Genomic DNA, 11,005 nt, shown 5'->3' with positions numbered 1-11,005 from the left:
AGGTGGGTTTCGCCGGCGTGGCGTCCGGCGGAGATGACGGACATGCCCTCGTCGACCAGCACCGGGGTGTTGGGCATGACGCGGACGACCGCGATGCCGTCGGCGAGGCGCTCTTCGAAGAAGGTGGTGGGGATACCGGCGGCGGCGCTGATCACCAGCCGGTCGGCGCCCACGTGCGGGGCGAGTTCCTCCAGCAGGGCGCCCATGTCCTGCGGTTTGACCGCGAGGATGAGGGTGTCCGCGGTCTTGGCGGCCTCGGCGTTGCCGACGGGCGAGACGCCGTACCGCCCGCGAAGCTCTTCCGCGCGGTCCGCGCGGCGCGCGGTGACCAGCAGATCGGCCGGCGCCCAGCCGGCCCGGATCATCCCGGAGAGCAGCGCTTCGCCGATCTTCCCGGTGCCGAGAACAGCGACCTTCTGCCGCCCGGCGGCGGGGGTGTGGTGGCTCGGGTCGTTCGTATGCGGGGTCATGCGCTCATCTTTCCAGCGACAGGTGGTGGCGGGTGGAACGTCCAGGTGCCGGGATGAGGGGCGTGCCCTTCGGAAGTGAAGGTGCGCGGGGGGGAGGGGAGGAGAGGGGAGGGGAGGGTGAAAGGGAAAAGCCAGGGTCATCCCCTATGGCGTTCGGTGGCGGGGGGATGGACCGTTGACGGTATGAGTCGTTCATCCCGTAGTAGCGCGGTATCGGTCTCGGAGCAGCGGCACCTGGCCGTGGCGTCGGTGACGCTCGGACCTTGGCGGCCGGCGGCCGTTGTCGGGGCGCTCGGGGGCGGTGTGTCGCTGGCGCTCCATGTGGTGCACGGGCACTTCGGCCTGGGCATCCTGACCGGTGCGGTGTCGGTCGCCGCGCTGTTGTTCTTCTCGGTCGGCGGCGCCGGGTCGGTCCTCGGCTACACCAGCCGGGGCGCCGGGCGCGACCACCGGATCAAGCGGTGGGCCCGCGCCCACCCGTGGCGGGTCGCGGCGGTGCCGGCGGCGGCGATGTTCTGCACCGACCTGGTGATCCGCCAGGTCCTCACCAGCCAGGGCCTCTTCAGCACGATCTGGACCGGCCTGTGGCACGCCGCCCTGGTGGCGGCCGTGGTCGGCGTCGTCGGCTCGGTGGCGGCGGCACGCCGCTGAGAGGTGCCGTCAGCGACGGAGCCACCCCCGGCGCCCGCCACCCGCCCCAACGTCGAGTGCCGCCGTCCGGCTTGCGGATGGCGGCACTCGACAGTTTGCGTAATCCCCTGGTGTTCCCCTGGTGTTCCGCGGGCTCATGCCGCGCGTGGGTGTCGTCAGGCGCGGCGGCGGCTCCAGAGCGGGGTGACGAAGGCGACCAGGACGGCCGCGACACCGATCTGGAGAATGTGCCTGACCCAGTCCACCCCGTTGGTGTCGGCCACGCCGAACGCGCTGGCCAGCAAGTTGCCGACGAGACCGCCGACGATACCTACGAGGATCGTGGCCCACAGCGGAATGGGGTTGCGGCCCGGTACGACGAGCTTCGCCAGCAAACCGATGATGAGGCCCGCGATGATGGCCCACAGGAACGACATGACGCCTCCAATTGCCCAATGTCCCCGTCATCAGGAACCTGACGTCCGTATGCCCCTGTTCGAATCCGGCATGCCACCATCCGATCGAAGAGCTCGGCCAAGTCCGCGCGGTCAGCGGCGGCGTGGCTCCCGGCCGGTCCAGGCGGGTCAGGACGGGGGCGCCATCAGGTCGAACGGGGGTCGGCGGCGGCCGGGTTGCCGGAGCGGGCGGCGCGGCGGCGGGCGTGGTCGGCGCGGGCCGCCTCGTATTCGGCGCGGCGCAGCCCCTCGCCCGGGGCCTCGGTGAAGGTGCGCAGGAAGTAGGCGAAGAGGGTGCCGACGAAGCCGAGGGCGTAGAGGCTGGTGGAGGAGGAGGCGGACGAGGAGGTGCTGTGGTGCCCGGCGGGCGGGCGGCGCCGGGTGAAGCCTTTCCAGGTACGGGAGAAGCCGAGGACGGCGCAGGCCACGAAGCCGGCCACGCCGAGGGATGTCACGCCGGGGCCGTAGCGGACCAGGCCCATCAAGCCGAAGCCCAGGGCCAGCGCGCCCGCCAGGGCGGCCAGCAGGGAGCCGATCGCGACGGCGACGCGCCGCATGCCGTAGCCGCGGTCGTGCGCCACCCAGCTCGTACCGAAGAGGCGGATCGGCTCCGGTTGGGGCGGCGCGGTCGAGGCCTTCGCCGTGTCAGGGGCCCCGGGCGCCTTGGCCGCACCTGTGACGGTGCCGATTTCCGCCGCGCCCGTCACGCCCGTCACGCTCGTTGGGCCCGCCGCGTCGCCCGTGTCCGCTGTGTTGGCCGGCTTCGCCGCCTTGCTGTCGCTCACGTCCGCGATTATGTCCCTTATAGTCCGATATCCACGGTGGCGACACCGGTACGGCACCCCGCTTCGGCCAACCGGGTCCAGGCGCCCGTCCACGCCCCCCACCGCCGCCGCGGGCAACCGCTCCGACAGGGGTTTGTCCCCGGAGCAGCCGACATCCACCGAGTACGATGGGCGGCGAGAGGCATGCCGACCCGTACATCGAGGGCGTGAAGCCGGCGCTCGCCGAGGTCGCGACGGTACTCGGGACGGGCCCGCACACCGGGCCGGACCCCGAGGACGAGAGGGTGGCGAAGAACCGTGACGACCACACCGCGGGACCTGTTGATGGTGGCCATGGACATGCCGTCCAGTCGGCCGGTGGAGCCGGGTGATCTGTCGCTCGCGCTGGCCGGCGCCGAGCTGATCGAATTCCTGCGGGCGCGGGCCGTGGAGCTGAAGCACGATCGCGTGGTGCCGTCGGACACGGTGGACCTGGCGGATGTCACGCTGCCGGACGACCGGCTGCTGACGGAGGGCCTGGCCGCGGTGGTCCGCGAGGTGCCCTACGAACCGGTCGGTGAGTGGCTGTGGCGGCGTGGCCGCGGGCTCGCCGTCGCCTATCTGGCCGCCTTCGAGGCGGAGGGGCAGCTCAGCCGGCAGCGGGACCGGCGCTGGGGGATCTTCTGGACCAGCCGGAAAGTGCTGGTCGACACCCCCGCCCGGCGGCGGGCCGACCGGCGGTGGGCGGCGGACGAGCCGATCCTCGCGGCCCTCGCGGCGGCGGCCGGTATCTACGACAAGCGGACCGCGGACTCCCCCGAGGTGACCGACCAGGCGGCGGCCGCCGTGATCAGCGCCGTCACCGACGCCGTGGCCGAACTCGCCGAGGAGCGGCAGCGGCGGGCCAGCAAGCTCAACGACGCGGCGGTCACCAACTACCGCCGCGGCTACTGACGCCGGGAGCGGACAGCTCTACGGGACCGGGCCGCCACCACGGCCGTACGCCACGCGTCCCCAACGGCCCCAGGGTCCCCAGGGTCCCCGCCCCCGACCGCGGGCAGACCCGCCCCCCTCACATCCGGCTTTGCAGCGCCGCCTCCTCCGGGGTCAGCACCAGCGTGCGGGCCAGCAGCAGGGCGATGTCGTCCTCGGAGGGCTTGCGCGTCCTCGTCGGCCGGCCGGGCTGCCCCGGCGGCGCCTTCTCCCACAGGTGCGGGGTCATCCTGCCGATGACCTGCGAGCAGAGCAGCTCCAGTGAGGAGCCGGGACAGGTGAGCGCGGAGCAGAGCCGGTCGAGGCCCGCGTCGAGGTCGGCGGTGCGGGTCTCGATCAGGCCGTCGGTGTAGAGCGCGATGACGCTGCTCTCCGGCAGTTCGACCGCGAGCGACTCGTACGATCGGATGCCCATACCGATGGGCGGGCCCGCGGGCACCGCGGAGACGGCGACGGTGCCGTCCGGGTAGAGCACGGCCGGTGGCGGGTGGCCCGCCGAGGCCATGGTGCAGCTCCGGCTGACCGGGTCGTAGATCGCGTAGGCGCAGGTGCAGCTCATCACCGGGCCGCCGAAGCCCTCGTCGCCGTCCTCCTGCTCGGTCATCAGCAGGACCAGCCGGTCCAGCCGGCCGAGCAGCTCCTCCGGCGGCAGGTTGAGGTCGGCGAGGGTGCGCATGATCGTCCGGAGCTGGCCCATCAGGGCGGCGGCGTTGATGCCGTGTCCGACCACGTCGCCGACCACCAGGCCGACCCGGGCGTCGGGCAGCGGGATCACGTCGAACCAGTCGCCGCCGACGCCCTCGTGGGTGTCGGCCGGCAGATACCGCGACGCCAGCTCCACCGCTCCGCCGCCGGAGAGGTTGTGCGGCAGCAGATTGCGCTGGAGGGCCACCGAGGCGGCGCGTTCGCGGCTGTAGCGGCGGGCGTTGTCCAGGCTCAGCGCGGCCCGGCCGACGAGTTCCTCGATGAGCAGCAGATCGTCGCCGGAGAAGGGCGTCTTGTTCTCCGAGCGCAGGAAGACGGCTTCGCCGAGGACCGTGCCGCGGGCCTGGAGCGGGACGATGATCAGCGAGTGCATGCCGATCTCCTCGACGGTCGGCGCGCGCTCGGGTTCCTGGGCGAGCCAACTGCCGGGTGAGGAGTCGAGGACCGGCTCGAAGTGGACCTCACCGGAGAAGAGGGCGCGGGCGAAGGGTGAGGTCGGGGAGACGTAGACGGATTCGCCGACCCGCCAGGGCGACTCGGGGACGCCCTCGTGGACCGAGGACATGCCGGCCCGGCGGAAGATCGGAATGCTGGCGCCGCTCTTCGGGATGCGCTGGAGCGGCTCCTCGCCGAACTGGACCGTCTCGCCGAGGTCGACGGTCGCGTAGTCGGCGAGCAGCGGCACCGCCGCGTCCGCCAGCTCCTGCGCGGTCTTCATGACGTCGAGGGTGGTGCCGATCCGGTTGCCGGCCTCACCGAGCAGCAGCAGGTGCTGGCGGGCCCGGGATTTGTCCAGGTCGGTGGCCATGTTGACGACGCCGATCGGTTTGCCGTCGGCGCCGTCGAGCCGGAAGTAGGAGGCGGAGAGCACCCGCTCGTCCTCCTCGCCGGGGATCTTCCAGGTGTACTCGCGCTCGACGATCGGCTCGCCGCTCGCCAGCACCTGCCGCATCGCCGCGGTGATCGCCCTGCCGGCGTTGCCGGGCTGTACCTCGGTCATCAGGCGGCCGAGCCGCTGCCGGCGGAGGATGCCGTCCTGCCGCTCGGCGGCGCTGTTCATCCAGATACAGCGCAGGTCGAGGCCCCAGATCGACAGGCCCACCGGCGAGCGGGCCAGCAGGGCCTGGGAGACGGTCGAGCGGGCGGGCGCCCAGGACGAGGAGCTGGTGGGGCCGGTGGCCGTGACGAACCAGTCGGTCCTGCCGTTGCCGAAGAGCGGGGAGGCCTCCAGCATCATCCTGGTGTCGGTGCCGTCCTTGCGGCGGAGCTGGACCACGCCCGACCACGGTTCACGCCGGTCGGTGCGGGCGCCCCAGGTGGCCAGCTCGGTGACCGTGTCGCTGTTGACCAGCAGCATGGCGGCGGAACGGCCGACCGTGTCCTGGGCGCGGTGGCCCAGCGTCCGCTCCGCCGCGTCGGTCCACCCGAGGATGGTTCCCCCGGCGTCGATCACGGCGGCCGCCGTCCCGACCAGGCCCAGGGACTCCTGGGCCGACCACGGCGTCCCTCTGATGGATTCGGCCATACCTGCATCCCATCGGTTGATGCACTTGCACATGTTTTGCGGGTTTTTGTCCTCCTCCAGTTCCCAGTCTGCGCCTGATGCGGCGCGGGCGGAGGTCGGTGGTCCTCACCAGCGCCGGACGGGGCGGCCACGCCCACGGTCGGCGGTATGAAGCGGCCCCGATCAGGGCCGGGCGAAGATGCGACGGTGATGCGACCATGACTGCCATCGATTACTTCGCGAACACCGAGACCGTACGGATCGTGACCGAGCGTGCCGACGGCGGCGAGGTCGTGACGCCGATCTGGTCGGTCGTCGTGGACGGCGTGCCGTACATCCGCAGCGCCTACGGTCCCGACTCCAAGTGGTACCGCCGGGTCCAGCGGGCCGGACGGGCCCTGTTCGACGGCGACGAGCGCTATCTGGTGACGATCGACAACGTCGACGACGAGACGACCGTCGGCAAGGTCGACGACGCCTACCGGGCCAAGTTCGCCGGCAGCCCCTACCTTTCCGACCTCCTCGCCCCCGAGATCCGCGCCCTGACCATGCGGCTGACCCCGCGCTGATACGCGGGGCGCCACCGGGTGCAGGTCAGGCGACGCCCACGCGGGCGCCGCCGGGTGTGGAGGTCAGGCGACGCCCAGCCAGGTCTCCTGGCCGAAGCTGCCCTTGATCTCCGAGGCGATGGTCTCGTGGTTGACGAGGAAACCCAGCTCGTAGACGGTGGTCTTCTCGCGGCCCTGGACGCGGACCCGGACCGGGGTCTCGCCGGGGTGGGCGGCGAGGATGCGGCGGAGTTCGCCGATCACCGGCGGGCTCACCTTGTGTGCGCGCAGAAAGAGCTGGACCGGCGGCTTGCCGCCGAACTCGGCCGAGGAGATGTCGAGTTCGAGGATCTCCTGGCCGGCGATGTTGATCGAGCCGTCCCGGTCGTTGATCCGGCCGGTCACCGCCACGACGCTGTCCTCGACCAGGGCGTGCTGGACGAGCTGGTAGGAGGCGGGGAAGAAGCAGACCTCGATCGAGGCGTCACGGTCGGAGAGATGGACGATCGCCCACGCGTTGCCCTGTTTGGTCATCCGCCGCTCGACACCGGTGATCAGACCGGAGATCTTGACCACGCCCTGGGTCTGCCCCGAACTCACCAGGTCCGCGATGGAGGTGTCGCGGTTGCGGGCCAGGATGTGTTCGGCGCCGTCCAGCGGATGGGCCGAGACATACAGGCCGAGCATCTCCCGCTCGATGGCGAGGAGTTGCTTGCGGGGCCACTCGCTCTCGCCGATGGCGATGTCCAGGCCGAACCCTGAGGAGTTGTCGGCCGAGTCGTCGAGTTCGCCGAAGAGGTCGTTCTGCCCGTACGCCTCGGCCTTCTTCACCGGGATGATCGCGTCGATGGCGGTGTCATGGGCCATCGAGAGCCCCATCCGGGTGTGCCCGAGGCTGTCGAACGCGCCGGCCTTGATGAGGGATTCCACGGCGCGCTTGTTGAGGGCGTTGATCTCCGACTTCTGGAGGAAATCGGCGAACGAGGCGTATTTGCCCTTGGCCTTACGGGATTCCACCATCGACTCGATGACGCCGTGGCCCACGTTGCGCACCGACTTCAGGCCGAAGCGCACGTCCTCGCCGACGGCGGTGAAGTCGGCCACCGACTCGTTGACGTCGGGCAGCAGCACGTTGACGCCCATCTTGCGGGCGTCGGCCAGGTAGATGGCGGCCTTGTCCTTGTCGTCGTCGACCGAGGTGAGCAGCGCGGCCATGTACTCGGCGGGGTAGTTGGCCTTGAGGTAGGCGGTCCAGTAGGAGACCAGCCCGTAGCCGGCGGTGTGGGACTTGTTGAACGCGTAACCCGAGAACGGGAGCATGACGTCCCACAGCGCCTTGATGGACTCCTCGGAGTACCCGTTGCCCTCCATACCGTCGTGGAACTTCTGCCACTGGGCTGCCAGTTCGGCCGGCTTCTTCTTGCCCATCGCGCGGCGCAGCACGTCGGCTCCGCCGAGCGTGTAGCCGGCCAACTGCCGGGCGATGGCCATGATCTGCTCTTGGTAGACCAGCAGGTGGAAGGTGGTGCCGAGGATCGGCTCCAGCGGCTCCCGCAGCTCCGGGTGGATCGGCTCGATCGCCTGCCGGCCGTTCTTGCGGTGGGCGTAGTTGGTGTGCGCGTTGGCCGCCATGGGGCCCGGCCGGTAGAGCGCGAGCACCGCCGCGATGTCCTCGAATCGGGTGGGCTCCATCAGCTTCAGCAACTGCCGCATCGGGCCGCCGTCGAGCTGGAAGACGCCGAGGGTGTCGCCCCGGGCCAGCAGTTCGTAGGTCTTCTTGTCGTCCAGCGGCATGCTCTCGGTGGAGAGTTCGATGCCCCGGTTCTCTTTGATGATCTTGATGGCGTGATCGATGATGCCCAGGTTGCGCAGGCCCAGGAAGTCCATCTTGATCATGCCCATGGATTCGCAACTGGGGTAGTCGAATCCGGTGATGATCACGCCGTCCTTGTCCCGCCGGTGCAGCGGGATCAGGTCGAGCAGTGGCGTCTTGGAGAGGATGACCGCGCAGGCGTGGACGCCGGTGGTGCGGACCAGGCCCTCGATACCCCGGGCCATGTCGATGATCTTCTTGACGTCCGGCTCGTTCTCGTACATCTGCCGGACCTCGCCCGCCTCGCCGTAGCGGGCGTGGGCGGAGTCGAAGATGCCTTCGAGGGGGATGCCCTTGCCCATCACGTCCGGCGGCAGCGCCTTGGTGATCCGGTCACCCATCGCGAACGGGTAGCCGAGCACCCGGGAGGAGTCCTTGATCGCGGCCTTGGCCTTGATGGTGCCGAAGGTGTTGACCTGGGCGGTGAACTCCTCGCCGTACTTCTCGGTGACGTAGCGGACCATCCGGTCGCGCTGGCGGTCGTCGAAGTCGAGGTCGACATCGGGCGGGCTGATCCGCTCGGGGTTCAGGAACCGCTCGAAGAGCAGGCCGTGCTCCAGTGGGTCCAGCTCGGTGATCCGGGTGGCGTACGCGACCAGCGAGCCGGTGGCGGAACCACGGCCAGGACCGACCGGCACGCCGTTGTCCCGCGCGTACTTGCAGATGTCGGCGACCACGAGGAAGTACGAGGAGAAGCCCATCGGACCGATGACCTTCATCTCGGTCTCGAACCGCTCCATCACCTCGCCCGGGATGGGCGTGCCGTAACGGCGCTCCAGGCCGATCATGACCTCTTTGCGCAGCCACGACTCCTGGGTCTCACCCGGCGGCACGTCGAACTGGGGCATCTGGTCGACGTAGGTGAAGACCTCGTCGTACGGCTGGATGCGCTCGGCGACGAGCAGGGTGTTGTCGCACGCCTCGGGCAGCTCGGCGAAGAGCCGGCGCATCTCGGCGGCGGTCTTGATGTAGTAGCCCGACCCGTTGAACCGGAACCGGTTGGGGTCGTCCTTGTTCTTGCCCACGCCGATGCAGAGCAGGGTGTCGTGGGCGTCGGACTCGTGCTCGTGCACGTAGTGCGAGTCGTTGGTGGCCAGCAGCGGGATCTCCAACTGCTGGGCGATCCGCATCAGGTCGTCGCGGACGTTGCGCTCGAGGTCGAGCCCATGGTCCATCAGTTCGAGGAAGTAGTTGTCCTTCCCGAAGATGTCCTGGTACTCGGCGGCGGCCTTCAGCGCCTCGTCGAACTGGTTGAGCCGCAGCCGGGTCTGGACCTCGCCCGACGGGCAGCCGGTGGTGGCGATGATGCCGCCGGCGTGCTCGGCGATGAGCTCCTTGTCCATCCGGGGCTTGCTGTAATAGCCCTCGTACGAGGCCAGGGAGGAGAGCCGGAAGAGGTTCCGCAGCCCGGCGGCGTTCTCCGCCCACATCGTCATATGGGTGAAGCGGCCGCCACCGCTGACGTCCTTGCCCTCACCGTCGTCCGACACCGCCCGCTGACCGCCGGGTCCCCAGAAGACGGGCTTCTTGTAGCGGCGGGACTCGGGCGCCAGATACGCCTCGATGCCGATGATCGGCTTGACCGGGGTCTTCTTCGCCACCTGGAAGAACTCATAGGCGCCGAACATGTTGCCGTGGTCGCTCATGGCGACCGCCGGCATCCCTTCCTCCTCGATCTTCTTGAAGAGGATGGGCAGTTTCTGGGCGCCGTCGAGGAGCGAGAACTGCGTGTGATTGTGCAGGTGGACGAAGCTGTCGGACACCGGGAGGCACCTCCGGGCTGGACGCGGGAAGCCTCCACCCTATCCCTCCGGCGACCCCTTCGTCGGCTCGCACGACGACCTTCTGGACGACCTTCACGGGTCCTTCAGAGTCCTTCTACGCGTCCTCCGGCGGGTCCTTCCGCGCGTCCCTCGGCGGGTCCTTCGATGGGCCCGCGTCACTCGGTCCGGTGGGCGGTGTGGGCAGCGTGGGCAGTGTGGGCGGTGTGGTCGGTGTGGTCGGTGTAGACGCCGACGTAGCGCAGATAGCGGTCGGCGATCTCGTGCACGCTGCCGCGCTCGGAGACGCTGCCGGCCAGCTCGTCGGCGAGCGGCTGCTCCCAGATGCTGCGCCCGATCGCGAACCCCTCGAAGCCGGTGACGCCGGCCGCCACGGACAGCCACCGGTCGAGCACGGAGGGGGGCGCGTCGCGGCCGAGCACGATGCAGCGCACCGCGTCGCGCCCGCCCTGCTGGGCGGTGGCCACCACCCGGGCGGCGTCCTCGGCGCTGTCCAGGCCCTCGACCTTCCAGATGTCCGGCTCCACCCCGGCCCGCTGCATCTCGGAGATGACCTGCCGGGTCAGCCGCGGCCGTACCTCGGTGTCGTAGTCGCCGTCCGGATGGCCCGGGTGGTCGTGGCCCTTCTGCTCGTCGGTGGGCGGCACCAGCAGCTCCACCAGGAGGGATCGGCCGCGGTCGTGCAGCGCCCGGGTGACGACGGCCAGGTCGTCCTGCTGGGCGCGGCGCCGGTCGGCGTCGAAGGCGGGGTTGTCGCGGACCAGGACCTTGACGTAGCGGGGGTCGAACTCCTCGACGTGGTCGAGCCAGCGGTCCTCGCCGAGGGTGCCGTACTCCAGGGTGAACCAGTCCTGCCCCGAGCGCTCGATCGGCATGGCCAGGGTCAGGCCCGCCTCGCGCGCCCGGCGGGCCACGTCGGCGCCGTACCGCTCGTCCACCAGCACCCCGGTGCGCGCCGGGTCGGCGCCGGCCTCGACGGCGGCGAGCAGCCCCTGGAAGACCAGCCGCTTGCCCGCCGCGATCAGCCCGACCTGGGCGGGTCCGGGTTCGCCCTCGATGCCGTAGACGGTACGGGCCAGCGAGGCCCGGTGGTCCATGGCCAGCAGGAAGAGGGAGCCGCCGGCCCGCGCACCGGCCGCGCCGGACGCCCGGGACGCGCTGTTCTGGTCGGTCATCGAAGTCTCCTCTGCGGGTCCGGCGCGCGGCGCGATACCGCCAGAGGCAGCCAAACACGGCTGCCGCACGGCCGCACCGCGAGACGCCAGGCCGGGAGACGCCGGGA

9 protein-coding genes (1 of these 9 cut by a window edge) are annotated in these 11,005 nt (G+C 70.5%); 3 read left to right on the top strand and 6 right to left on the bottom strand.

The features are described 5' to 3' along the window. Positions 1-470, bottom strand: partial view of a pyrroline-5-carboxylate reductase gene (proC, locus tag OG519_RS20205; RefSeq protein ID WP_405585778.1) — the 5' portion only. 382 nt of this gene lie to the left of the window's left edge; the window shows 470 of its 852 coding nt (coding positions 1-470); the start codon lies at positions 468-470; its stop codon lies off the left edge, out of view. A 183-nt stretch (positions 471-653) separates the two neighbouring features. Between proC and OG519_RS20200 the strand changes: the two genes are divergently transcribed. Beyond that, the gene (locus OG519_RS20200; RefSeq protein ID WP_405585775.1) at positions 654-1,121 is read left to right on the top strand and encodes a hypothetical protein; all 468 of its coding nucleotides are present in this window, start codon (positions 654-656) and stop codon (positions 1,119-1,121) included. Between the two features lie 155 nt (positions 1,122-1,276). On the opposite strand, the gene OG519_RS20195 is transcribed toward OG519_RS20200, so the two are convergent. Both OG519_RS20195 and OG519_RS20190 read right to left on the bottom strand, forming a co-directional pair. Next, the gene (locus OG519_RS20195; RefSeq protein ID WP_405585773.1) at positions 1,277-1,537 is read right to left on the bottom strand and encodes a GlsB/YeaQ/YmgE family stress response membrane protein; all 261 of its coding nucleotides are present in this window, start codon (positions 1,535-1,537) and stop codon (positions 1,277-1,279) included. 164 nt (positions 1,538-1,701) lie between these two features. Next, on the bottom strand, positions 1,702-2,340 hold the full coding sequence (locus tag OG519_RS20190) for a hypothetical protein (RefSeq protein WP_405585770.1): 639 nt from the start codon (positions 2,338-2,340) through the stop codon (positions 1,702-1,704). Between the two features lie 297 nt (positions 2,341-2,637). Here OG519_RS20190 and OG519_RS20185 point away from each other — a divergent pair, with 297 nt between their 5' ends. After that, complete coding sequence (locus OG519_RS20185; protein WP_405585768.1) at positions 2,638-3,273, top strand: GPP34 family phosphoprotein; 636 nt, start codon at positions 2,638-2,640, stop codon at positions 3,271-3,273. Between the two features lie 118 nt (positions 3,274-3,391). Here OG519_RS20185 and OG519_RS20180 read toward each other — a convergent pair whose 3' ends face one another. After that, on the bottom strand, positions 3,392-5,542 hold the full coding sequence (locus tag OG519_RS20180; protein ID WP_405585765.1) for a SpoIIE family protein phosphatase: 2,151 nt from the start codon (positions 5,540-5,542) through the stop codon (positions 3,392-3,394). A 197-nt stretch (positions 5,543-5,739) separates the two neighbouring features. Between OG519_RS20180 and OG519_RS20175 the strand changes: the two genes are divergently transcribed. Next, positions 5,740-6,090: a DUF2255 family protein gene (locus OG519_RS20175; RefSeq protein ID WP_405585762.1), complete on the top strand. Its 351-nt coding sequence runs from the start codon at positions 5,740-5,742 to the stop codon at positions 6,088-6,090. A 63-nt stretch (positions 6,091-6,153) separates the two neighbouring features. Here the strand turns inward: OG519_RS20175 and dnaE are convergent, their stop codons facing one another. Next, on the bottom strand, positions 6,154-9,705 hold the full coding sequence (gene dnaE / locus OG519_RS20170; protein WP_405585759.1) for a DNA polymerase III subunit alpha: 3,552 nt from the start codon (positions 9,703-9,705) through the stop codon (positions 6,154-6,156). 176 nt (positions 9,706-9,881) lie between these two features. Beyond that, a complete protein-coding gene (locus OG519_RS20165; protein ID WP_405585757.1) occupies positions 9,882-10,898 on the bottom strand; it encodes a 2-deoxy-5-keto-D-gluconate 6-phosphate aldolase domain-containing protein in 1,017 nt (338 codons plus the stop codon). Positions 10,899-11,005: the final 107 nt, after the last annotated feature.

The sequence above is a fragment of the Streptomyces sp. NBC_01190 genome (assembly GCF_045039895.1).
Classification (GTDB): domain Bacteria; phylum Actinomycetota; class Actinomycetes; order Streptomycetales; family Streptomycetaceae; genus Actinacidiphila.
This window is presented reverse-complemented; position numbering and strand designations above follow the sequence as displayed.

Bases quoted from the DNA above. Each gene is read 5' to 3' on its own strand.
- OG519_RS20200 (WP_405585775.1), top strand. From the start codon at position 654: ATGAGTCGTTCATCCCGTAGTAGCGCGGTATCGGTCTCGGAGCAGCGG.
- OG519_RS20195 (WP_405585773.1), bottom strand. From the start codon at position 1,537: ATGTCGTTCCTGTGGGCCATCATCGCGGGCCTCATCATCGGTTTGCTG.
- OG519_RS20180 (WP_405585765.1), bottom strand. From the start codon at position 5,542: ATGGCCGAATCCATCAGAGGGACGCCGTGGTCGGCCCAGGAGTCCCTG.
- OG519_RS20175 (WP_405585762.1), top strand. From the start codon at position 5,740: ATGACTGCCATCGATTACTTCGCGAACACCGAGACCGTACGGATCGTG.
- OG519_RS20165 (WP_405585757.1), bottom strand. From the start codon at position 10,898: ATGACCGACCAGAACAGCGCGTCCCGGGCGTCCGGCGCGGCCGGTGCG.